This window comes from Thauera terpenica 58Eu (assembly GCF_000443165.1).
GTDB classification, from domain to species: Bacteria; Pseudomonadota; Gammaproteobacteria; order Burkholderiales; family Rhodocyclaceae; genus Thauera; species Thauera terpenica.
The window spans coordinates 1-24,568 of the sequence record NZ_ATJV01000068.1 but is presented as its reverse complement, the minus strand read 5'-3'; the positions used below and the strand labels follow the sequence as shown (position 1 = coordinate 24,568).

Below are 24,568 nucleotides of genomic sequence, written 5' to 3'. Positions count from 1 at the left end.
GCGCACCCCTCAAAGCCGCTGATCATGACCATCAATCAGCGAGATCATGTCGTTGGACTGCTTGATCATGAAGAATGGAATCTGCAGCCTGCGGACAGGTTGCAAGTAATGGCCATCCAGGCCCAATTGCAACAACAGCGTGCATTTCTGCGCGAGTTCGAGACAGCCCGACAAAGCGGCTCTGCCGGTGAGCGCCGTAAGCGTGCCAGCAAGCGGCAAGCCTTGCGCGGCCTCCCCGGCGACTGGCGCGAGCAACTGTATCAGCGCGCTGCAAAAGGCAAGTATGCCGATGCAATTCTGGTCGCCGCGCTGACCGGCTGCCGCCCGGAAGAACTGCGGCGCGGCGTGCTCATTCGCCGGGTGGACAATCCGCGCAGCGGCATGGGCGAGATCAGGTTCGAGATCGATGGCGCCAAGGTCAAGGCGCATCAAGGTCAGCCGCACCGCTTGATCGCCTATGGCGCACACGATCCCCATCCATTGCTGGAGGCTCTGCGCATCCGGCTAGCGGGGCGGCGGGAATTGCTCGTTTGCATTGACAGCCCAGTCAACTTGACCGTCGAAGTCCGTCGGCTGGCACGTAGCCTCTGGCCGAAGCACAAGCACACTGTCACGGCTTACTGCCTGCGTCACCAATGGGCGGCCGACCTGAAACGGCACGCAGCGACGGATTCAGTCAGCCAGGGGCTGGGACATGCCAGCGCCAAAACACGGCGTCACTACGGCCAAGCCAATCAGGCCAGCAGCCGGCATGCACTGCAACCCATCGTCATAGAGGCTGAGCGCCCTGTAAAGCCGACCGCCGCTAAGGTGCCGTGTTATCGAGCAGCCTCAAGCACGGAATCTTCGCCCTGACGAGAATCGTGGCGAGGTGGGGCAAAATGCAGTACATTTGCGTGACATTACTGACGAGACGCTGCCATGTCACGCCTGAAGGACGAAACCCTATCCATCCGCACCTCCGCTGAGATCAAGCAGCTTTTGCGCTTAGCGGCTGAGCGCGAGCGCCGCTCGGTGGCTTCGATGATCGAAATCCTGGTGCTGGAGTACGCCCGCGCGCACGATCTGCACGCCGATGGCCTCGCGAAAACGCCAGTCAGGAGCACGCCATCCAAATGACGCAAGCAGCTTCGACAATCACACTCAACCAGCTTGAAAGCCACCTCTGGGAATCCGCCAACATCCTGCGCGGCCCGGTGGATGCGGCTGACTTTAAGACCTACATCTTCCCGCTGCTGTTCTTCAAGCGCATCTGCGACGTCTGGGACGAGGAGTACCAGGAGATCGTCGATGAGACTGGCGATGAGCAATTGGCCTGGTTTCCCGAGTCGCACCGCTTCCAGATCCCGGAAGACTGCCACTGGAACGACGTTCGCACCAAGGCCAGCAATGTCGGTACGGCCCTGCAGCGCGCGATGCGCGAGATTGAGAAAGCCAACCCCGACACCCTGTACGGCGTGTTCGGCGATGCCCCGTGGTCGAACAAGGAGCGGCTGTCTGATGCCTTGCTCAAGGACCTGATCGAGCACTTCTCCAAGCTGCCGTTTGGCAACAAGAACGTCAACTCGGACCTGCTCGGCGACGCCTACGAATACCTGATCAAGAAGTTCGCCGACGCCACCAACAAGAAGGCCGGCGAGTTCTACACCCCGCGCAGCGTCGTGCGGCTGATGATCGACATGCTCGACCCCAAAGAAGTCGAGACCATCTACGACCCGGCCTGCGGCACTGGTGGCATGTTGCTGGCCGCCGTGCAGCACGTGAAGGAACAGCATGGCGACGTGAAGCGGCTGTGGGGCAAGCTGTACGGACAAGAGAAGAACCTCACCACCTCATCCATTGCGCGGATGAACTTGTTCCTCCACGGCATTGAAGACTTCCAGGTGGTGCGCGGCGACACGCTGCGCAACCCGGCCTTCTTCGAGGTCGACCGACTGGCCACCTTCGACTGCGTGATCGCCAACCCCCCGTTCTCGCTGGAAAAGTGGGGCGAGGATCTGTGGCTGAACGATCCCTTCGGCCGCAACTTTGCAGGACTGCCGCCCTCATCCAGCGGTGACTTCGCCTGGGTGCAACACATGGTCAAGTCGATGGCCGACGTCAGCGGCCGGATGGCCGTGGTGCTGCCCCAGGGCGCCCTGTTCCGCAAAGGTGTGGAAGGCAGCATCCGCCAGAAGCTACTGGAAATGGATCTGGTCGAGGCCGTAATCGGCTTGGCGCCCAACCTCTTCTACGGCACCGGCCTGGCCGCGTGCATCCTGGTCTTGCGCAAGCGCAAACCGGCCAAGCACAAGAAGAAGGTGCTGATTGCCGATGCGTCGCGCCTGTTCCGTCGGGGCCGTGCGCAAAACTATCTGGAGCCCGAGCACGCCACCGAAATCCTCGACTGGTATCGCGGCTTTGCCGATGTGCAGGACGCGGTCCGCGTGGTCAGTCTCGACGAGATCAAAGCCGAGGATTGGACACTGAACATCTCGCGCTATGTCCTGCCGCCATTGCAAGAAGACATCCCGCCGCTGCCCGCTGCCATCGCGGCATTCAAGGACGCGCTCACCCGCTGCCGTGAAGCCGAAGCGCGGCTTGCGCAGGTCATGACTGAAGGGGGATGGCTCGACACCGTTCGCCCTGAGCCTGTCGAAGGGCGGGAGCAGGCATGATGAGCTTCTGGGTATACATGCTGCGATGCAGTGACGATAGTTACTACACCGGCCATACCGACGATCTCCAGGGTCGGATCGCTCAGCATGACACGGGAGCGTTCCCAACGTGCTTTACGTTCAAACGTCGCCCGGTTGAACTGGTGTTTGCTCAAGAACACGCAACCCGAGAAGAGGCGCTTGCCTCAGAGCAACAAATCAAGGGCTGGAGTCGCAAGAAGAAGGCCGCAATGATTCGTGGTGATTGGGCTGAAGTATCACGATTGGCCCGTTCATCCTTCGACAAGCTCAGGACGAACGGACTATGAAACGCATCAGCCAACAAGAACTCGAAAGCTACCTGTGGGGCGCCGCCGTGCTGCTGCGCGGCCTCATCGACGCGGGTGACTACAAGCAGTTCATCTTCCCGCTGCTGTTCTACAAGCGGGTCTCGGATGTCTGGGACGAGGAATACCAGGCAGCGCTGGCCAACTCAGGCGGAGACCTCTCCTACGCGCAGTTCGCGGAGAACCACCGCTTCCAGATTCCCGAGGGCGCGCATTGGAACGATATACGCCAGACCCCGAAGAACGTCGGTGCCGCCATCCAGAAGGCCATGCGCGCCATCGAAACCGCCAACCCGGATCTGCTCGACGGCATCTTCGGCGATGCCCCCTGGACCAACCGCGAGCGTCTGCCCGACGAAACGCTGAAAAACCTGATCGAGCACTTCTCGACGCAGACGCTCTCGGTGGCCAACGTCCCCGAGGACGAATTGGGCAACGCCTACGAGTACCTGATCAAGAAGTTCGCGGACGATTCCGGCCACACGGCAGCCGAGTTCTATACCAACCGCACCGTCGTCCACCTGATGACGCAACTCCTGGCACCGCAGGCGGGTGAGTCGATCTACGATCCTACCTGTGGCACCGGCGGCATGCTGATCTCGGCCTTGGACGAAGTGAAGCGCTCGGGCGGCGAGTACCGCACGCTCAAGCTCTACGGGCAAGAGCGCAATCTCATCACCTCATCCATTGCCCGCATGAACCTGTTCCTGCATGGCGTGGAGGACTTCGAGATCATTCGGGGTGACACCCTGGCCGAACCCAAACACATCGAAGGCGATCGCCTGCGCCAGTTCGACGTGATCCTGGCCAACCCCCCGTACTCCATCAAGCAGTGGAATCGCGAGGCCTGGAGCAGTGACAAGTGGGGCCGTAACTCGCTGGGTACGCCGCCGCAGGGCCGCGCCGATTACGCCTTCCAGCAGCACATCCTGACCAGCCTCACCGCCAAGGGGCGCTGCGCCGTGCTCTGGCCCCACGGCGTGCTGTTCCGCAACGAAGAACAGGCCATGCGTGCCAAGATGGTCGAGCAGGACTGGGTCGAGGCCGTCATCGGCTTGGGCCCCAACCTGTTCTACAACTCCCCGATGGAGTCGTGCATCCTCATCTGCAACCGCAAGAAGGCCGCCGCTCGCAAGGGCAAGGTGATCTTCATCGACGCGGTGAATGAGGTCACCCGCGAGCGCGCGCAGAGCTTTCTGAAGCCCGAGCACCAGCAGCGCATCCTGACCGCTTACAAGACGTTTGCCGATGTGCCCGGTTTCGCCAAGGTCGCCACTCTGGCCGAAATCGGCGCCAATGCCGGCAACCTCTCGATCCCGCTGTACGTGAAGCGCATTGCTGCCGCCATCGCCACCGACAGCAATGGTGACGCAGTATCGCTGCGCTCTGCCTGGGACCAATGGCAAACCGATGGCCGCGCGTTCTGGCAACAGATGGATGCGCTGGTCGAAACGCTCGATGGTCTCGTCGCTCAGGAGGCTGCCGATGCGTAGCGCTACCGATCTACTGGATGAACTCAATGCGGTGGACGAGTCCGCCCGCATCGAAGCCAAGCGTGCCAGCGACATGGGTAAGTCGGTGATGGAAACGGTCATCGCCTTTGCCAACGAGCCCGGCCTGGATGGCGGCTACCTGCTACTGGGCGTGGACTGGGCGATCAACGACAAGGGCGATACCGTGTACCGGCCGGTGGGGTTGCCCGATCCGGACAAGGTGCAGCGTGATCTCGCCAGCCAGTGTGCCAGCATGCTCAACGTCGCTCTGCGGCCAGAGATGCAGTTGGAGCAGGTGGGTGGCAAGACGCTGCTGGTCGTGTATGTGCCCGAGGCTGACGTCACTCACAAACCCGTCTACAAAAAAGCCACGGGCCTACCAGGCGGCGCTTACCGCCGCATCGGCTCAAGCGACCAGCGCTGCGTCGATGAAGACCTCTGGGTGTTGCGCGGTGAAAGCCAGCCCTTGCATGGCCCTGATTCAAGCATTCTTTCTGATGCCCGCGCCGACGACTTTGACCCGACCGCCATTGCCGCGTATCGGCGTGAGCGTGCCCGCATCAACCCCCAGGCCGAAGAGCTGGACTATGGCGACGAAGACATGCTCGAAGCGCTGGGGGCACTAAGGCGTGTGGATGGTGCTTTGCAACCCACATTGGCTGGCATCGTTCTGTTCGGTAAACCGCTAGCCTTGCGCAGGCTACTGCCCATGGTGCGTATTGACTACATACGTGTGCCAGGCAACGAATGGGTCGAAGATCCAGAAAATCGCTTCCAATCCATCGACATCCGCAAGCCCCTGATACTGGCATTGCCGCTCGCCGAAGCCAGCATTATTGATGAGCTGCCTAAAGGCTTTCGCCTGCCGGAGGGCCAGCTACAGAGCGTGCAAGAGCCCATTCTGCCGCGCAAGGTGATCCGCGAGGCGCTGGCCAATGCCGCCATGCACCGCAACTACACCCTACACAGCCCAACGCAGATCATTCGCTACAGCAACCGCATCGAAATTCGTAACGTCGGCTACTCCCTCAAGGAGCCAGCGCAGCTGGGCATGCCAGGTTCACGTCTGCGCAACCCAGCCATTGCAGCGGTGCTGCATGATCTGCATCTGGCCGAAGCCAAGGGTACGGGGATTCGTGCCATGCGTCGCCTGGCTGCGGATGCAGGCTTGCCGCTGCCAGAGTTCCACTCAGACCGGCAGGCCAATGAATTTAAGCTCACCCTGTTTCTGCACAACCTGCTCACCGAAGAAGACCACACCTGGCTGCGCAATTATGCGGGCAGCACACTGGGCCCCGACGAAGCCAAGGTGCTGATCTATGTGCGGGCAACCGGCGCGGTGGATAACACCGCCTGCCGCGACTTCTGTGGCTCAGATACCCTGGCCGCCAGCATGGTACTGCGCCGGCTGCGCGACCGGGGCCTGCTTGAGAAGCGGGGTGCAGGCAGTCGCACCTATTACACCCTGGCCGGTAATGAGCCTCGTCCGACTCTGGAGAGCGCACAGTCAGAGCTGCCGTTGGATGTCCCCGCAGACACCCCTCCTGTTGGCCAGCCTCAGCCTGCAGAGGCGGTAGCGGGCCAGCAAGCATGCAACCCCCAGCTTGCAACCTTGCCGCCTGAGCTTGCAACCTTACTTGCAACCTTGCAGGGCCGGATCAGCAGCGAAGCCTTGCGTGACGGCATCCGCCGCCTGTGCCAGTGGGCGCCCCAGAGCGGTGATCAACTTGCAACCTTGCTGGGAAAAGACCGCGACTACCTGCGCAACAAACACCTAATACCCATGGTGCGTGACGGCCAATTACGTTTCCGCTACCCGGAAAGCGCCAAACATCCACACCAGGCGTATGTTGCCCCAGAGGGCGAGGACAAGAGCAATGATTGAAAGGGATTTGAAACCCGGCTGGCGTCGGGTGAAATTCGGCGACGTGGTGCGCCTCTCGAAAGCCCGCAGCCAAGACCCGCTGGCCGATGGCATTGAACGCTACGTTGGCCTGGAACATCTCGAACCCGGTGACTTGCGCATCCGCCGTTGGGGCAGCGTCGCTGACGGCGTGACCTTCACCAGCGTGTTTCAACCTGGACAGGTGCTGTTCGGCAAGCGCCGCGCTTACCAGCGCAAGGTGGCTGTGGCGGATTTCTCTGGGGTGTGTTCCGGGGACATCTACGTGCTGGAGACCAAGGATGCGCAGGTCTTGCTGCCGGAGCTGCTGCCATTCATTTGCCAGACCGATGCCTTCTTCGATCACGCTGTTGGCACGTCGGCGGGATCGCTGAGCCCTCGTACAAACTGGACGAGTTTGGCGGAGTTTGAATACGCGCTCCCGCCGATGAACGAGCAGATGCGGATTGTCGATCTGCTCGGCGCCATTGACGAACAGGTGGTTTCGGTAGCGAACGCGATTGACACCTTGTCCCAAGTCAAAGCTGCTTTCGTCGAGAAGTTCATTTCTGCGAGCAGTGAGTCCTGCCCGACTATCGCCTTGGCTGAAGGTTGCACAAGGGTTACGGATGGGACACACCAACCGCCAACATTTACTGATCACGGCATCCCGTTCTTCTTGGTGAAGACCATTTCCTCTGGCTTTGTTGATTGGACAAGCACGAAGTTTGTCAGCAAGGAGACATACGACGAGCTAACTAGACGAGTCAGGCCGAAGCGAGGTGATGTGCTCTACACCGCAGTTGGAGCGACTTATGGAGTCGCACTACTCGTGGATTTCGATGAGGCGTTTGTCTTTCAGCGGCACATCGCTCACATCATTCCCAACCCTGAAAAGCTGATTGGCCGCTATGTCGAGGAGTTCTTGAATTCGCGGGCCGGCAAGCGTCAGTCAGACAGATGCGCAATCGGTAGTGCGCAACCGACAGTGACCCTGAAGTCGCTCAGCAGCTTCAAGATTCCACTTCCGACTATTGAGGAGCAAAAAGCCTTCGTCGCAGAGTTGGAGAGTATTGCCGCGGCTCTTGGGAGGCTGGAAGGGCGTCTTCAATCTAGCACTGCCATCCGGGCCAGCGCGCTCAATGGAGTGCTCTTATGAGTTTTACAGAATCAAACACCGTCGAAGCTTACGTCCGTGATCTGCTCGCAGGCCCGATCAAGGCAGTCCCTGTCAACTCCGTCCAGGACCCCCAAGCCAGCTACGGGCCCAGCCCCAAAGGCATTGGCTGGCGTTACGCCGCCCCGGCTGACGTGCCGCGCCAGATTCAGGAAGTGCTGGTCGAACCCTGGCTGCGCGATGCCTTGATCCGTCTGAACCCCGAGATTGCTGCTCAGCCCGACCGCGCCGATGAAGTGCTCTACAAGCTGCGCGCCATCGTGCTGTCGGTGCGCTCGGATGGCCTGATCCGCGCCAATGAGGAGATGACCGCCTGGATGCGCGGTGAGCGCTCGATGCCCTTCGGCCACAACAACGAGCATGTGCCGGTGCGGCTGATTGACCTGGATGATCTGGCGCAGAACCAGTACATCGTCACCCAACAGTACAGCTACCGCGCCGGCCCTACCGAACGCCGTGCTGATCTGGTGCTGTTGGTGAATGGTCTGCCGCTGGTACTGATCGAGGCCAAGACGCCGGTCAAGAAGTGCATCAGCTGGGTCGATGGCGCGGTGCAGGTGCACGACGACTACGAGAAGTTCGTACCCGAGCTCTTCGTCTGCAACGTGTTCTCGGTGGCGACCGAGGGCAAGGCGTACCGCTATGGCTCCATCGGGCTACCAGTCAAGGACTGGGGCCCTTGGCATCTGGATGGTGATGGCGAGGATAGTCAGCACCATCCGCTGAAGTCGCTCAAGCTGTCCGCTGAGAGCATGCTGCGCCCGCATGTGGTGCTGGACATTCTCGGCAGCTTCACCCTGTTCGCCACCAACAAGAAAAAGCAGCGCATCAAGATCATCTGCCGCTACCAGCAGTTTGAAGCGGCCAACAAGATCGTCGAGCGAGTGCTGGCGGGTTACCCCAGGAAAGGGTTGATCTGGCATTTCCAGGGGTCGGGCAAGTCGCTGCTGATGGTCTTCGCTGCGCAGAAGCTGCGCATGCACGCAGGATTGAAGAATCCCACGGTGCTGATCGTGGTGGACCGGATCGATCTCGACAGCCAGATCACCGGCACCTTCACCGGGGCGGACATCCCCAATCTGGAAAAGGCAGATACCCGCGACAAACTGCAGCAGTTGCTGGCGCAGGACGTGCGCAAGATCATCATCACCACGATCTTCAAGTTCGGCGAGGCCACCGGCAGCCTGAACGACCGCAGCAACATCATTGCCCTGGTGGACGAAGCCCACCGCACCCAAGAAGGCGACCTGGGCCGCAAGATGCGCGAGGCCCTGCCCAACGCGTTTCTGTTCGGCCTGACCGGTACGCCGATCAACCGTGCCGACCGCAACACCTTCTACGCCTTCGGTGCCGACGAAGACGAAAAGGGCTACATGAGCCGGTACGGCTTCGAGGAGTCGATCCGCGACGGTGCCACGCTGAAACTGCACTTCGAACCGCGCTTGATCGATCTGCACATTGACAAAGCCGCGCTGGACGCCGCCTACAAAGACCTGACCGGCGGCCTCTCGGATCTCGACAAGGACAACCTCGCAAAGACCGCCGCCAAGATGGCCGTACTGGTGAAGACGCCCGAGCGCATCCGCAAGGTCTGTGAGGACATCGTCGAGCACTTCCAGACCAAGGTGGAGCCCAACGGCTTCAAAGGCCAAATCGTCACCTTCGACCGGGAATCCTGCCTGCTTTTCAAGGCCGAGCTGGACAAGTTGTTGCCGCCCGAGGCTACAGACATCGTGATGTCGGTGCAGGCGGCGGACAAGAAGGAACATCCAGAGTACATGCCCTACGACCGAAGCCGCGACGAAGAAGAGCGACTGCTGGATCGGTTCCGCGACCCGGCCGACCCGCTGAAGCTGATTATCGTCACGGCCAAGCTGCTGACCGGCTTCGATGCGCCCATCCTGCAGGCCATGTACCTAGACAAGCCGCTGCGTGACCACACGCTGCTCCAGGCCATCTGCCGGGTGAACCGCACTTACTCCGAGCAGAAGACCCACGGCCTGATCGTGGACTACCTCGGCATCTTCGATGACGTGGCAGCGGCGCTGGAATTCGACGACCAGAGCGTCAAGCAGGTGGTCAGCAACATCCAGGAGTTGAAGGACAAGCTGCCTGAGGCGATGCAGAAATGCCTGGCCTTCTTTGCTGGCTGCGACCGCAGCTTGCAAGGCTACGAGGGCCTGATCGCTGCGCAGCAGTGTCTGCCCAATAACGAGGTGCGAGACAACTTTGCCGCCGAGTACAGCGTGCTCAACAAGATCTGGGAGGCGCTTTCACCGGACACTGTTCTGGGCCCCTTCGAGAAGGACTACAAGTGGTTGTCCCAGGTGTACCAGTCGGTGCAGCCGTCCAGTGGTCACGGCAAGCTGATCTGGCATTCGCTGGGCGCAAAGACCATCGAGCTGATCCACCAGAACGTGCATGTCGACGCGGTGCGGGATGACCTCGACACCTTGGTGCTGGACGCCGATCTGCTGGAGGCAGTGCTCTCGAACCCAGACCCTAAGAAGGCCAAGGAGATCGAGATCAAGCTCAAGCGCCGGCTGCGCGGGCATGGCGGCAACCCCAAGTTCAAGAAGCTGTCGGAGCGGCTCGATGCGCTGAAGGACCGCTTCGAATCCGGGCAGATCAACAGCGTCGAGTTTCTGAAGCAGTTGCTGGAGATCGCCAAGGAAACGCTGCAGGCCGAGCAGGAGGTCCCGCCCGAAGAGGACGAGGATCGCGGCAAGGCCGCGCTCACCGAGCTGTTCAACGAGGTCAAGACGGCCGAGACGCCCATCATGGTCGAACGCGTGGTCACGGACATCGACGAGATCGTGCGCCTCGTCCGCTTCCCGGGCTGGCAAGGCACGCAGGCCGGTGAGCGTGAAGTCAAGAAGGCCCTGCGCAAAGCCCTCTTCAAATACAAGCTGCATGCGGATGAAGAGCTGTTCGAGAAGGCCTACAGCTACATCCGGCAGTATTACTGAGGGAATGAACATGAGCGTCAACGCAAGCCCCCCCTGGCCTTACCCCGGCGCACGCTGGTGGAAGTTCGATTTCCATACCCACACCCCGGCTTCCAAGGACACCGGAGCCTGGCAGGCCGCCATCGGCACGCCCAATGAGCTGACGCCGCAGGCTTGGCTGCTCAAGTACATGGCCGCCGAAATCGACTGCGTGGCGATCACCGACCACAACACGGGCGAGTGGATCGACAAGCTCAAGGCGGCCTATGCGGAAATGAAGCACGAGGCCGACGCAGGCACGCCGCCGGCCGGCTTCCGTGAGCTGCACCTCTTCCCCGGTGTGGAAATCTCGGTGCAGGGTGGCTTTCATCTGCTGGCGATCTTCGACCCATCGGCCACCAGTCAGACCATCAGCGACCTGCTGGCGCAGGTGGATTACCAAGGCACGCGTGGCGACAGCGATGGCGTCACCCGTCTCGGTGCCGCCCAGGTGGTGGAGCGCATTCTGGCGGCGGGCGGCCTGGCCATTCCGGCACACGTCGAAGGCGACAAGGGGCTGCTACAGGTCGAGCCTGGTACGCGTAAATGCATGATGGATGCCAATACGGTTAAGGCGGTCTTGCGGGAGCCCGGCATCCTGGCGCTGGAGTGGGCCGCCTCCAACAGCCCTGTGCCCATGGTGCTGGAGGAGCTGAAACTGCGCTTTGCCAGCGTGGTGGGCAGCGATTGCCACAGCTTCCAAGGTACGGCTGTTCCGGGTTCGCGCTACACTTGGATCAAGATGGCGCGGCCTAGCTTGGAAGGCTTGCGTCTTGCCTTGCTGGATGGGCAGGAAGTCTCCGTTCGGCGCAGCGATGAGAGCGACGGCTTTGCGCCGTTCAATACGCCCGAGCATTTCATTGAATCGATAGAAATCCGTGACGCACGCTACATGGGGCGCGGCAGGCAGCCTGCCGAGTTGCCGCTCAATCCGTACTTCAATGCCTTGATAGGTGGCCGTGGCACAGGTAAATCGACCATCGTGCATGCCCTGCGTCTGGCTTATCGCCGTGAGAAGGAGCTGTCGCTCAGCTCGGAAGCCGGGCAGACCTTCAAGCGTTTCAATCAGGTTGCCAGGGGCCGCAATGACGAAGGCGGACTACGGGCGGAAACCAGCCTCTGCGTGCAAGTGCAGCGCGATGGCATGCCCTATCGCCTGATCTGGCGGCAGGATGGCCAGGGCCACGCGGTGGAGGAATGGGACGCCGCTACGGGCAGTTTCAAGCCTTCGGCCAGTCAGGCCGTCACCGAGCAACGCTTTCCGGTGCGCCTGTTCAGCCAGGGGCAGATCGCCGCGCTGGCCGGTGACAGCCAACAGGCGCTGCTCAAGGTGATTGACGATGCGGCGGGCACGCAATCGCAACAAGCCGCTTTTGAGGAGGCCAAGCGTGCTTTCCTGGCCGCACGGGCGCAAATGCGCGAGCTGGACGGCAAGCTGCAAGGGCGTGAAGCGTTGACGCTGGCCCTGCAAGATATTCAGCGCAAGCTGGCCCGCTTCGAGGGCGCCGATCATGCCGCTCTGCTGAAAAACTATCAGCGCACCAACCGGCAAAGCCGCGAGCTGGAACGCCAGTTCGACGCCTCCACCGAACTGGCAACCCGCTTGAAAGCGCTTGCCGACGATCTGTTGGCGGAAGACTTGCCGGAAGGCTTGTTCGATACCGCCGAGGACGGCCCGGCACTGAGCATTGTCCAGGCGCTGCACGCCGCCATCGCCAAGGCGCAGCAGGACGTCGAGCGCGCGGCAAACGTGCTGCAGGAGCGTGGGCAAGTCCTGAGAGGTGAACTGGAGGCTTCGCCCTGGTTTGCGCGGATCGACGCGGCCAAGACGGCTTACGAGCAGCTCAAGGCCCACTTGCAGCAACAAGGCGTCAGCGACCCCAGCGAGTACGGTCGTTTGGTGCAAGAAAAGCAGCGCCTGGAAATCGAGCTGAAGAAGCTGGAAGCCTTGCAGAAGCAGCACACCGAGTTGCGCGAGAAGGCCAAGTCGTTGCTGGAACAGGTGCAATCCGCCCGCCGCGCGATCAGCACCCAACGGAGCGCATTTCTGCAGGCAACGCTGCAAGGCAATCCCTTTGTGCGCATCGACCTGATCCCGTACAGCCGGGACGCGCAGGGCATCGAGCGCTCCTTGCGGGAGGTGCTTGGGGCCGCTGAAGGCAAGTACGTGGACGACCTGTATCAGGAGCAAGAGGGGGCATCCCCCAAAGGGCTTGTGGCCGATCTGCTGGGCACGGTTGATCTGGTCGAGCAGCCGGGCGTATGGGATACGGCGGCCTTCGAGCAGGCGCTATTGACGCAGAAGAAACGCCTGTCGCAAGCCTGTCGCGGCCAGGCTGAGTTTGGAGGCTGGTTCAATAAATTCCTGAAAGCGGAAGCCGACAAGCGCCCGGAATTCATCGATCACATCCTGTGCTGGTTCCCTGAAGACGGTTTGCAGGTGGAATACAGCCGCAAAGGTGACGGGCGGGACTTTCAGTCCATCGGTCAGGCTTCGGCCGGGCAGCGCGCAGCGGCCATGCTGGCCTTCCTGCTGGCGCACGGCAACGAGCCACTGGTGCTCGACCAGCCGGAAGACGACCTGGATAACCACCTGATCTACGGACTGGTCGTGCAGCAGATCCGCAGCAACAAACTGCGCCGTCAGCTCATCATCGTGACCCACAACCCCAACATCGTGGTCAATGGCGATGCGGAGTTGATCCACGTACTGGACTTCAACCAACAGTGCCACGTGAAGCAAACCGGCTCGTTGCAGGATCAGGCCATGCGCCGCGAAGTCTGCCAGGTGATGGAAGGCGGCGAAGAAGCGTTCGAACGGCGTTACCAACGCCTGGGAAGAGAGGTTTGACATGTTCGACAATATCGCGGATCTGATCGACAAGATTCGCCTGGGAGAGGACTCCTACCTGGAGTTGAAGGAAGTCCGCTTTGCCGGTCATAAGGTGTCGGCCCCCCATAAAGATTCGCTGGCCGATGAGCTGGCCGCCTTCGCCAACAGCCGGGGTGGTGTGTGCGTGCTGGGAGTGGACGACACTCGTGAAGTGATCGGTATTCCGCTAGAGCGCTTGGACCTGGTGGAGGATTTCGTCCGGCAGATTTGTCTGGACAGCATCACCCCGCCGCTCGCGCCGGTGATCGAGCGTCTGAACCTGCCCAGTACCTCAGGCGAACAGTTGCCGGTGATGAAGATCGGTGTCACGGGCAGCCTGTTCGTGCATAAAAGCCCCGGTGGCTATTTGCACCGCGTGGGCAGCGCCAAGCGCGAGATGGCTCCGGACTATCTGGCGCGTTTGTTCCAGCAACGCAGCCAGGCGCGCATCATCCGCTTCGACGAGCAGCCGGTGCCTGGCGCCACACTCGACGACCTTGTAGATGATCTGTGGCAACGTTTTGCCAGTCCGCGCGTGCAGGATACGCGCGAGGTGCTGCTGGACAAACTGGCCATGGCGCGCCCCGATGCCGACGGCGCACTTCGGCCAACCATTGCCGGCGTGCTGATGGCCAGCGCTAACCCTCGCCGCTGGCTGCCAAATGCCTTTATTCAGGCCGTGGCATACCGTGGCACCGAGGTGCTGCCGCAAGGCGACACGGCCTATCAGCTCGACGCCCAGGACATCACCGGGCCGCTGGATGCCCAGGTGCTGGCGGCTTGCCACTTCGTCCGCAAGAACATGCAGGTCTATGCCACCAAGGATGAGGGCAGGCACGATCTGCCGCAGTACGACATGACCGCCGTCTTCGAGGCCCTGGTCAATGCCGTTGCACACCGGGATTACTCGATCCATGGCGCCAAAATCCGCCTGCGGATGTTTGCGGACCGGCTGGAGCTGTATTCGCCGGGCGCCATCCCCAACACCATGACGGTGGAGAGCCTTCCCTACCGCCAGGCTGCGCGAAACGAAGCCATCACCAGTCTGCTGGCCAAATGTTCCGTGCCCGAGGCGGACAAAGCGATCACAGGCCGCAGCGCCATGATGGACAAGCGTGGTGAAGGGGTTCAGATCATTCTGGATCAAAGTGAACGGCTGTCCGGCAAGCGACCTGTTTACAGGCTAGTGGATGACTCCGAGCTGTTGTTGATCATCCCCGCTGCCGAGCCGCCCGCAGCAGTTGAGTGAGATTGAGAGGATAAGGAAGCACCATGGCCAAGGCTGAAGCCAGCGTTGAAGAACTGGTCTCGATGATCGAGCGCGGTGAGCTGCGCTTGCCGGAAATGCAGCGGCAGTATGTCTGGCGCTCCACGCGCGTGCGCGACTTGCTCGACTCTCTGTATCGGGGCTATCCCTCGGGAGCGATCCTGCTGTGGGAAACCGATGAGGCCGTGCCCCTGCAAAGCTTTGCCGTCAGCCAAAGCAATAACCCTTATCAGAGCACCCGCCTGCTGCTCGATGGACAACAGCGTCTGACCTCGTTATCTGCCGTCATTCGTGGCGAGCCGGTGTCGGTACGCGGTCGCCGTCGGCCCATCGATTTGCTGTTCAATCTGGAGCATCCCGACCAACTGGCCGTCGTGACCGAAGTGGATGAGAACGGCGATGACGCTGAGGTCGATGAGGAAGGCGAGTTGGGCGGCGACGAGGCCGACGCCAGCGAAGACGAACTGCTGACGCGCTTCAACAAAATGACCTTTGTGGTGGCGACCCGGAAGCTGGAGCAGTTGCCGCAGTGGGTGAAGGTATCCGAAGTTTTCAAGACCGACAGCGATGCGCCTTTCCTCAAACGTGCGGGCATCAGTGGCTTTGATGATCCGCGTTACGAGAAATACAGTCAGCGCCTGGCCCGGCTACGCGGCATTCGCAAGTACGTGTATCGCATGGACGTGCTGGAGCGAACACTGTCCTACGACGAGGTCACGGAAATCTTCGTGCGGGTCAACTCGCTGGGCGCCAAGCTGCGCAGCTCCGATCTGGCTCTGGCGCAGATCACGGCCAAATGGCGGCACTCGCTGCAGACCTTCCTGGACTTCCAGAGTGCTTGCGCCCAGAACGGTTTCGAGCTTGATCTGGGTTTGCACCTGAAGAATTTGATGGCCTTTGCTACCGGGCAATCCCGTTTTCTGACCGTCGGCAGCCTGACCCTGGACGTACTGCAGCAAGCCTGGAAAGAAGCCTGCGAGGGGATGGAATTTGCCCTCAATTTCGCACGCAGCAATCTGGGTATCGACAGCCCTGCCTTGCTGTCATCGCCCTTCTTACTGGTGGTACTTGCCTACATTGGGCATCGCCGTGACTATGCCCTCAGCACGGAAGAAGCGCAGCAGTTGCGCTACTGGGCCTTGGCCGCCAATGCCAAAGGCCGTTTCTCCCGGGGTTCCAGTGAGACCATTCTGGATCAGGATTTGGCGACCATCCGCAATGGCGGCGGCGTCAATGAACTGATCGACCGGCTGCGTCTGCAGTTCGGCCGCCTTGAGATCACGCCGGAAGAGCTGGAGGGGCGCAACCAGCGCAGTGCGCTGTTCAAGACCATGTTCCTGGCATTTCGTGCGGCAGGCGCCAAGGATTGGCGCAGCCACCTGGCCATTGCCCTGGACCACTCGGGCAGTCAGCACCGCTTGCAGTTTCATCACATTTTCCCCAAGGCATTGCTGCGCGGCAGCTACACCCCTCGCGAGGCCGACGACATCGCCAATCTGGCATTCATCGGCGGCAAAACTAATCGCGCGATCAGCGACAAAGCGCCTGTGACCTACCTGTTGCCGCTGGTGGCGCAGCACGGTGCAGCACCATTCGCAGCACAGTGCATCCCGGTGGAGGAGGAACTGTTGGCACTGGATCACTACAAGGCGTTCTTGCAAGAGCGCCGTAAACGAATCGCGGCGGCACTGAATGCTTTCATCCATGCGGTCGCTTGAGCTGTCAGCGCCATCTTGTTGCCACACGGTGACCCACATGTCGCCACAATGCTGCCGCCATGTTCAACACAATGTTGCCACGCTGTTCACCACATTGACGCCACTTTGTGCACATAGTGTTGCCACCATGCCTGACACATTCCGGGCGGGACGCAGCCTGAGAGTCGCTTGTCCCCGGCGCGATGAGCACATTCTTTGTGCTGGCTCGCGAGAGCACAAAGAATGTGGCCGCTGGGCTCGATTTCGCCAGAAATCGGGCGCGGCGGCGTGGGGACAACGAATGGTCGATGCGTCCAGCCTGCACCTTATGAAACCCCGCTGCGGCCATGCGCCGGGTTGCCGCCCTGTGCGGCTGGCGGGTGAGAGCATGCCGCACAGGGCATGCCTGCTCGGTGGTGGGAGACTGAACTGACATGGCCAACCCTCGCTCGCTGGTCTACGCGCTTTACACCCATTGGGACACCGTGGAGCTTTTGGTGCGGCTGTCGCGCGAGTTTGCCGTGCTGACCAGCGATCAGGTGTTGAACGGCATTGCCAAGGTATCCGGGCAACGGGATGCCGAAACGCAGGGCGCGGTGCTACGTGCCTTGGTCAATGCGGACATCCTGCAAACCTTGCCGCGCAGCAGCGATCTGCAGCTCAATGCCTATGTGCTGGAGTTCGTGCGCGGCCTCACCCGTGAACATGAGCTGGGCCTGGCTGCCGTACTGCAGGCGCGTGTTGCGGCCATCCGTGAAGCCACCGAAGCACTCAATGAAGGGATGCTCGGGGCCGACATGGATCGCGTGCGCGGAGCCGCCAACAAGCTGGCAGAACTCTTCCGCCAGATCAGCCTGCAGCTCGATCAGGACCGGCACGCGCTCTTTGAACTGGCGGAAAACGCCAAAAGCGCCGACAGCAGCATGCCGATCAGCCAGCGCTACCGCGAGGTGCTGGAAGCCTACGATCATTATGTGGAGCCGATGAACCAGATGATGGACAGCGGCTCGCAGGGCACCTTCTATCGCTATCTGGAAGAAGCGGAGCGTGCGCTCGACTTGAGCCTAGAGCAATTGTCGGTACAGGGTGCGCTCTACTCGCATCGCCTGCAGTTGCGTCAGGTGGCGCACCAGGCCAAGGAGCTGCGGCGCTTTGGGCGGCTGGTTGCGCAACAGTGCGCCGATACACTGCTCCCCTTGCGCGAAGAACTGCGTCAGCACAACGTACTTACCAGTGCCATCAGCTTGCTGTTGGGGCAGGTGCGCAAACGCGGCCTGCGTCGCGCACTGTCGCACCCGGCGGATGAGACCGCACTCCCCGTCTGGCGCAATGAGCGCGGTTTCAAATTGCAATTGGGCGATGAGGTGCGGGCGGTCATGGCTGCCGCACGCCAATACCAGCCGCAGGCGGTGGCCTTTCCGCAGGATGAACCCGGCGATGACGTTCCGTTGCTGGAGCAGGTGGACGAAGCCGCTATTCGTGCGCATCTGGCCCGCAGCCTGCCAGTGGAAAATCTGCTCGATTGGCTGCACAGCCATTACGCCCACCTGCAGGATGCCACACTGCTGCGCCTGTTCCATGACCTGCAACATGAGCCCGGCTGGCAGTTCGAGGCAGCCAGCCAGCCTGAAAAAACCACGTTGCAGACGATTCGCGTCCTGCATCACCCTCACCGCGTGAGTATCCCGCAATGACGATCCCACACGCTCTGGCAGCCGCCCTGTCGCAAATGCCGGCATTGGCCGAGCTGTTCCGCTTGTTTCTCTCCGGCAAACACCTGAATCGAATGGCCGAGCCCGCGCTGTGGGCGGAGCTGGAGCAGCACGAGGCCAGCTATGTCGGCTTGTTTGCCGCGCTGGGGTTCGAGCTGCGCCTGGATGCCAGGGGCTTTGCCTGGTTTCACAACAGCGAGGCCAACAGCAACATCGGCAAGACGAGCCGCCAGCTGGCCTTGCTGTTCATGGTGATCTTCGATGCCCAGGCCAACGCCGGCAAGGCCCTGCAGCGCTTTACCGATTGGCTGATCGACAGCGCCTGGCTGGCCGAGGTCTACAAGCAACAGCAAGACCTGCTGGATGCCGAGGGCCTCAACCCCGACGTCCTGGTGGAGCTGCTGGGCCGCGCCTGCAACCTGGGCTTTGCCATGGCAGAGCCAGCAGGCTGGCGACTGCTGCCCGCTGTATGCCGCTACCTCGATCATTTCGAGGGCCTGGCGTTGACGGCCAAGACCGATGGCGACGAAACGAACGCGCCGACGGAGGAAGACTGGGCTGCGGATGCACCAGACGACGAGGAGAACACCTGATGCAGTATGGCTTCCAACGTCTGGTCCTGCTGGGCAGCGCTGGTTACTCGCGCGCCGAGCTGCCGCTCGATGGCGCGGTTTCTCTGGTGGCGCCCAACAATACCGGCAAGACCAGCCTGATCAATGCCCTGCAGTTTCTGCTAATCATCGACCGCCGCCGCATGGATTTCGGGGCGCACGATGTGGACAAGAGCCGGCGCTTCTATTTCCCCAACAACAGCGCCTATGTGCTGCTGGAGGTGTCGCTGCCGGAGTCCGGCACCGTAGTGCTGGGCTGCGTGGGCAAAGGGGTGAGCTTCGAGTACGAGTATTTCACCTATGCCGGGCCGCTGAAGGTCGAGGAGTTCTGCCTGCCGGATGGCACCTTGGTGGCACAACCGCAACTGGCCAGCCATCTGGCGAGCTTTGGGCGCCGGGTGTTCAGCTACAGCAGCAGCGAATTTGCCGACATGGTGTATGGCGGGCGCAACCGCAAGCTCGCCAGTCAGCAGGACTTCTGCGTTTTCCGGCTGGAGCATGCCAGCGATGCCAGCGTTTTTCAGCGGGTGCTGACCCGCACACTGCGCTTGGACAAACTGCGCTCCAGCGAGGTAAAGGACTATCTGCTGCAGATTTTCCGCCGCGATCTGCCGGATGCCAGCATCGACTTCAAGGCCGAATGGGACAAGGCGTTTGCCGACCTCAACGCCGAACGCAGTCAGTACCTGGCCGCCGTGCGGCTGCAAGCCACTCTGAGCGAACTGGAACAGAAGCAGGAGGCCCGCTTGGTGTTGCGCGGCAAATTGCTGTGCTGGCGCCCCTTGATCGACGCGGCACTGGGTCAGTGGCAACAGCATTACGAGACCCGCCAGCAAACCTTGCAGCATGAGTTGGCGCAGTGCGATGTCGAGCTGCAGCGCCTGCGCGAAGAGGATATGCGGTCGGCTGGCGAGAAAAAAGAGTGCGAACTGGAACAAAAGCAGCTCCGCCAACAAAGCGAACAGTTGCGCGCGTTGCAGCAGCGTTTTGCCTTGATCCCCGACCGCGCCCTGCTGGAGGCGCGCCGCCACGAGTTGCTGGCGCAACGGGATGCGTTGGTGGTACGGATCGGCCAGGCACAGAGCCGCACGCCAGCGGCCATCGAGCGCGAGCTGACACGGATCGAACGGGAATCCGCGCAGCTGGCGCAGGAGTTGCGCACCCAGGGGCAGAACCTCTATCAGCAACTGGCCGGTGTCGTATCTGCGGAACAACTCAGTGCGCTGAACAAGATGCTGGCCAAGCCGGTACTGACTTTGGGCAGCGAAGACTTCCATCTCGATGGCAAGGCGCTGATTGCAGCCTTGGCCGATGCTGATGCCCGGCAACTCAACTTGCCTGGCCTGCAACTGCGGCTGGAAGCCCTGCCCGCGCAGTATCAGCAACGCACTCTGGCGGAACTGGGCGAATTGCAGCAGGAGCTGCAGCAACAGCAGGCTCAGCTGCAAGAACAACTGGCCACCGCCCAAGCCCTGGAGAGGGTCAAGCAACAGCGCCAGACATTAGAGCAGCAACTGACACAGATGGATGCCGAACTGCGAGACTACGCGCAAATGCAGGATCTGCAGCAGAGCGAGGCCGAGCGCAAGACGCGGCTGCAGACACTGGAGGACAGGCTCGCAGAACTCGGCACCCATTTGGCCCAGTCGGCACAGCGGCACTACGCACTGGATCAGCAGCGTCAGCAACGCCAGCAGGATTTGGCGGCCTTGCAGCAGCAACACCGGCAGATCGAGCAACGCCGTCATCAGCGCATCGACCACGAAGGCCCCTTCACCTGGCTGGCCGAGTTGCCACACCACCCCTGGTTGGCCCAGCCCGAGTTCGCGCTGGAGCAACTGGCCGAGCGACTGCAGACCTATCAGGTCGACTGCCGCCAGTTGCTGGAGCTGGATGAGCAGATCCGCCATCTGCTGGGTGAAATCCATACCGCCGGATTGACCAAGTATCAGTTTGTCGACGAATCGGAAAGCGAGATTGTTCGTCTCGTTGAATTCGCCCATCACCTGCCGCAGGAAGCCGAAGCCCTGGAAAAGAAAGTACGCTCGGCTGTGGTGAATGTGGCCGCCTGCCTGCGCGAACTGCGCGACGGCCTGTTTGCTTTCAAGCGCCGGATGCGCGAGTTCAACCGCAAGATCAGCGGCCGGCAACTCTCCGACCTGGCCGTGTTCAAGATCGAACCCGAGGACGAAACCCTGCTGGTGGAGGCCATCGAGCTACTGATCAGTACCGCCGCCACTGTGGACAGCGGCGAAACCTTCGAGCTGTTCAACCAGCAGAGCGTCCTTGACGACGAGCAGCTCAATCGCGCCAAGACCCTGCTGATCGAAGAGGGCAATGCCCGCCACGGCCTGCGCGTGGCCGACCTGTTTCGCCTGCGCTTCTGGGTCGGCAAGGCAGACCGCGAGCCGGAAGCCTTCGATGACCTCGACAGTGCCGCCTCCAATGGCACCGTGCTGATGGCCAAACTGGTGACGGGGCTGGCGATGCTGCATTTGATGCAGGATCAGCGTCGCCCTATCCAGGGCATCTGCTATCTGGACGAGGCACTGGCCCTGGACGCCCGCAATCAGCGCAGCCTGATCGACACGGCGGCGGAGTTCGGCTTCTCGTTGATTTTTGCCTCGCCCGCGCCGCTGACGACCGTGCGCTACTGCGTGCCGATTCACACGCGCAACGGCAGCAACCAGATCAGCCGCCATAGCTGGCAGATCATCGAACCGCTGGATGCCTGAGTATGGATCGAACCTTGCGCACAGCCTTGCTCAAGCTGCATGGCCAACAAACCCTGCCGGCCAGCCATTTCACCGCCGCTCAGCGCAGCGCTCTGGATCGCTTTGCCCGGCAGACAGGAGCGGTAATCTGCCAGCGTCAGGGGCGCGGTGATGTTTACCGTGTCAGCGATCCGCGACTATTCGATATCCATCTGAGCGCACTCTCCCCCCAGGTCGGGATGCTGGCCACGGACGACCTGCCGCTGCGGGCGCAACACATCGCCCACGCGCGCGACAGCAAAGCGCGCAATCATCAGCATGAGTGCTACTACCCCTTGCTCAAGGCCGTTGGCGAAAAGGTTCTCTGGCGGCAAGGCGAACACGGGAGCGAACTGCCACTCAGCCAGCTCACGCACCACTTCGGGGCTGCCAGCCTGCGCATTGAAACTGGCGACACCTGGCAAAGCGGGCAGTCGCTCTGGCTGGTGGAGAACCAGGCGCTGTTTGACCGCACGGATTGGCTGCCAGTAGGAACGCAAGCCACCCTGCTGTACTACGGCGGACAGCTTGATGGCCGGCTTCTCGCCTGGCTGGGGCAGCGCCCGCGTGCAAGCCGTGTCGTACTGTTCCCGGACTATGACGGTGTGGGGCTGGCCAATTTCGCGCGACTCTTTGCACAGCTTGGCGACACTTGCGAATGCTGGCTGATGCCCGACTGGCAAAGCAAACTGGCAGACTATGGTAGCCAGCGGCTATGGCAGGATACGCTTCGGGAGTTCACCAGTGCTGTTCCGCAGTTACCTGATTATCTAGGCCCGTTAACCGAACAGATGCGCCAATCCGGACTGGCGCTCGAACAGGAAGCGGTCTGGCTACCTGCTCTGTAGGTGTCCTTTAAGCAAGCTCGCAATGTCATCTGGGGACAGACCAGCCCCCAGGGCCCGCCTCAGGGCCTGCTCCAGTTGTTGCCAGCCCTGCGCTGAAGAGACATGACTGCCCACTGTTTCAGCTAGGCGAAAAGTCAGCCCTTCCAGCAGTTCTTCGTCACATACGTCCGCTGCGGCCTGCTCCGCCAGCGCCAAGAGGACGTTGCGTGCGGATGCCAACGAGTCGATTGGCACCCCAGCCAATGCCGCAGGCGTGGTGATGACACGATCCACCCTGGCGACTGTCGCCAGATCAAGGGCCTGATCGACGCCCGGCTCGATCTCCAGACGGATCAGCACATCGCCAGCCAACAGAAAGCGGGTCTTGATAAGCCCCGGCTGCTCATCCTGAAACAACCACACCGACTGCTTGTCGGCCAGCAGCTTGCCTAGCACGAGCTTGCTGTCATCCAGTGCCCCACGATCCTGCCACTGGTGCAACACGTCGGCACGCAGGCGGCCGCCTTCCATACCGAGATGATGTAACAGGCCGACCACACGTTTGGCGGAGATCACTTGTTCCTTGCCACGCAGCCAGACCGAGAGGTTAGCGGTGCGGATGCCGGTGGCTTCGGCGATCCGCCCCAGCGTTTCCCCGCGCAGTCGTATCAAGGCGGCGGCAAAGCCTGGCAATTGTTCGTTGGCAAGGGTTGGCATGTCGGGCTCTGTGAATTCACTGTAAATCACTATAAGACTTATTGACCGACAAGACGAGCGTGCGGAGTCTGGCGATTCGCGCAAACCACTGTTATAGTAATTTATAGTTAGGCTATTTGGGAGGCCATCATGCGTAAGCCAAAGCAAGCCCGTCCGTTGCGCCTGCGGGAATACGAAGCAGCCATTGCTGCACTCAAGGCGCAGCATCCCTGGCTTGCGCGGCAAATCGTCGAACCCGCGCCGGGGCATTTGGCCGTGGTGGCACATCTGTTTGCCCAGGTGGAATACCTGCTGCCACCCGCAGTGGTCGCACGAAAGGGCTCACTGTCAGTGAGCTGCAACCGGGATCGCTTGGCCATTCATTACCAGCCGCCGCGACGCCACAGCGAACGTGCAGCAGCCGTGTTCGATCTGATTGCCCAGACCAAGCACCTTTCGCTGCAAAAATGCCCCGTTTGCGGTGTACAGGTTGTCGGGGACGGCATCCGTCCGCAACGCTGTCCGCAACACGACGGCATCCAAGGATTGTTTGCCGAAGAAGTGCGCCGCAGCCGCCAGCTCATCGTCGAACAGGGGGTACAGCAGGTGGTGCACGATCTGGGTAAGGTGACGACTGAAGATGTACGCGCCGCCATGGCTGTTGAGGATGAGCCCGTCCCGAGTGAAGCCAAACCGGAACAGGTTCAGGAGCAGCCGACAGAAACCGCTAAATCAATACTCTTGCCGAGCATCGTCTTTCTCGATGAAGCCGGGCTGGAGACGTTCGTGGATCGCCACCGACCGAAAGGCGACGACAAGTTCAAGCGCGCACAGGCGATGGCGGAGCGGATCAAGCGGGCGGGCCATGGTAGCCGCCAACTGGGCCTTCTGCCCCCGGACTGGAAAGCCCTTCTGGATGAGTTCGCGCAGGCCTTTCCAAACTTCCATGAACTGGCCGAGCTGATGCGTGATCACTTCGCCTTGTCCAGTCTGGGCGATGGCCGGGTGTCCTGGCCTGCCGTGTTGCTGGTCGGCCCGGCGGGCATCGGCAAAACCGAGGCGGCACGCTGGCTTGCCGATCAGCTCGTGCTACCGTTCCGGGTCTTCGACATAGCGAGTACGCAATCAAGTTCGCCGCTCGCCGGTTCCGAATCATTTTGGAGCAATTCCGAGCCAGGCCAGCTCTTTGAGCTGTTGGCCTACCAGCCACTGGCCAACCCGGTGGTGGTACTCGATGAACTGGACAAGGCCAGTAACGGCAGACCGCAATACGATCCGCTGGCGGCACTCTATACCTTGCTGGAACCGCGCAGTGCGCGGAATTTCATCGACCTGTCGATCCGCGACTTTGCCATCGACGCCAGTCATGTGAACTGGGTCGCGACCGCGAATGAGCTGGAGGCGATTCCGGGGCCGCTACGCTCACGGCTGACGGTGTTGCACATTCAACCACCCAAGCCGGAGCAGGTCAGAAGCATCGCGCAGTCGATTTACAACCGACTCCGCGACGAGTCGAGCTGGGGCACCCGAGTTCGACAGTTACGCGCGCAAGCCCTTGTTTTTGCTAGACCACACTTTCAAAAATGCCACTACAACAGCGCCAACTGCTCT

General features: G+C 61.3%; 17 protein-coding genes. 16 read left to right on the top strand and 1 reads right to left on the bottom strand.

Annotation, left to right across the window (positions count from 1 at the left end):
- From M622_RS39760 to M622_RS33255, 15 genes are all read left to right on the top strand, one after another.
- A partial coding sequence (locus M622_RS39760; RefSeq protein WP_217995320.1) for a site-specific integrase occupies positions 1-855 on the top strand: 855 nt, incomplete at its 5' end.
- Positions 856-921: 66 nt separating this feature from the next.
- The gene (locus M622_RS33320; protein WP_021250014.1) at positions 922-1,119 is read left to right on the top strand and encodes a hypothetical protein; all 198 of its coding nucleotides are present in this window, start codon (positions 922-924) and stop codon (positions 1,117-1,119) included.
- Positions 1,116-2,657, top strand: coding sequence for a type I restriction-modification system subunit M (locus tag M622_RS33315; protein WP_021250013.1), 1,542 nt, complete (start codon positions 1,116-1,118; stop codon positions 2,655-2,657). Before M622_RS33320 ends, M622_RS33315 begins: the two co-directional genes overlap by 4 nt.
- Positions 2,654-2,965 (top strand): GIY-YIG nuclease family protein, encoded by a 312-nt coding sequence (locus tag M622_RS33310; RefSeq protein ID WP_021250012.1) that lies wholly within the window; start codon positions 2,654-2,656, stop codon positions 2,963-2,965. Before M622_RS33315 ends, M622_RS33310 begins: the two co-directional genes overlap by 4 nt.
- Complete coding sequence (locus tag M622_RS33305) at positions 2,962-4,476, top strand: type I restriction-modification system subunit M (RefSeq protein WP_021250011.1); 1,515 nt, start codon at positions 2,962-2,964, stop codon at positions 4,474-4,476. The genes M622_RS33310 and M622_RS33305 overlap by 4 nt, the downstream gene beginning before the upstream one ends.
- Positions 4,469-6,361: a DUF8451 domain-containing protein gene (locus M622_RS33300; protein ID WP_021250010.1), complete on the top strand. Its 1,893-nt coding sequence runs from the start codon at positions 4,469-4,471 to the stop codon at positions 6,359-6,361. Before M622_RS33305 ends, M622_RS33300 begins: the two co-directional genes overlap by 8 nt.
- Positions 6,354-7,517, top strand: coding sequence for a restriction endonuclease subunit S (locus M622_RS39755; RefSeq protein ID WP_031347139.1), 1,164 nt, complete (start codon positions 6,354-6,356; stop codon positions 7,515-7,517). The genes M622_RS33300 and M622_RS39755 overlap by 8 nt, the downstream gene beginning before the upstream one ends.
- On the top strand, positions 7,514-10,504 hold the full coding sequence (locus M622_RS33290; protein WP_021250008.1) for a type I restriction endonuclease subunit R: 2,991 nt from the start codon (positions 7,514-7,516) through the stop codon (positions 10,502-10,504). Before M622_RS39755 ends, M622_RS33290 begins: the two co-directional genes overlap by 4 nt.
- 10 nt (positions 10,505-10,514) lie before the next feature.
- Positions 10,515-13,373: a TrlF family AAA-like ATPase gene (locus tag M622_RS33285; protein WP_031347138.1), complete on the top strand. Its 2,859-nt coding sequence runs from the start codon at positions 10,515-10,517 to the stop codon at positions 13,371-13,373.
- Between the two features lies 1 nt (position 13,374).
- Positions 13,375-14,643: an ATP-binding protein gene (locus M622_RS33280; protein WP_021250006.1), complete on the top strand. Its 1,269-nt coding sequence runs from the start codon at positions 13,375-13,377 to the stop codon at positions 14,641-14,643.
- Between the two features lie 23 nt (positions 14,644-14,666).
- Positions 14,667-16,379: a GmrSD restriction endonuclease domain-containing protein gene (locus M622_RS33275; protein ID WP_021250005.1), complete on the top strand. Its 1,713-nt coding sequence runs from the start codon at positions 14,667-14,669 to the stop codon at positions 16,377-16,379.
- A 413-nt stretch (positions 16,380-16,792) separates the two neighbouring features.
- Positions 16,793-18,052 carry an MksB family condensin complex protein gene (locus tag M622_RS33270; protein WP_021250004.1) on the top strand — a complete coding sequence of 420 codons (1,260 nt, stop codon included), beginning with the start codon at positions 16,793-16,795 and terminating at the stop codon, positions 18,050-18,052.
- Positions 18,049-18,663, top strand: coding sequence for a condensin complex protein MksE (locus M622_RS33265; protein WP_021250003.1), 615 nt, complete (start codon positions 18,049-18,051; stop codon positions 18,661-18,663). Before M622_RS33270 ends, M622_RS33265 begins: the two co-directional genes overlap by 4 nt.
- Complete coding sequence (locus tag M622_RS33260; RefSeq protein ID WP_021250002.1) at positions 18,663-21,416, top strand: Mks condensin complex protein MksF; 2,754 nt, start codon at positions 18,663-18,665, stop codon at positions 21,414-21,416. The genes M622_RS33265 and M622_RS33260 overlap by 1 nt, the downstream gene beginning before the upstream one ends.
- A 2-nt stretch (positions 21,417-21,418) precedes the next feature.
- Entirely contained in the window at positions 21,419-22,282 is an 864-nt protein-coding gene (locus M622_RS33255) for a DUF7281 domain-containing protein (protein ID WP_021250001.1), read from the top strand.
- Here M622_RS33255 and M622_RS33250 read toward each other — a convergent pair.
- Positions 22,268-22,978 (bottom strand): hypothetical protein, encoded by a 711-nt coding sequence (locus tag M622_RS33250; protein ID WP_021250000.1) that lies wholly within the window; start codon positions 22,976-22,978, stop codon positions 22,268-22,270. The genes M622_RS33255 and M622_RS33250 overlap by 15 nt on opposite strands.
- A 129-nt stretch (positions 22,979-23,107) precedes the next feature.
- On the opposite strand from M622_RS33250, the gene M622_RS33245 reads away from it, so the two are divergent.
- On the top strand, positions 23,108-24,568 hold a 1,461-nt coding region (locus M622_RS33245; protein WP_217995319.1), incomplete at its 3' end, for an AAA family ATPase.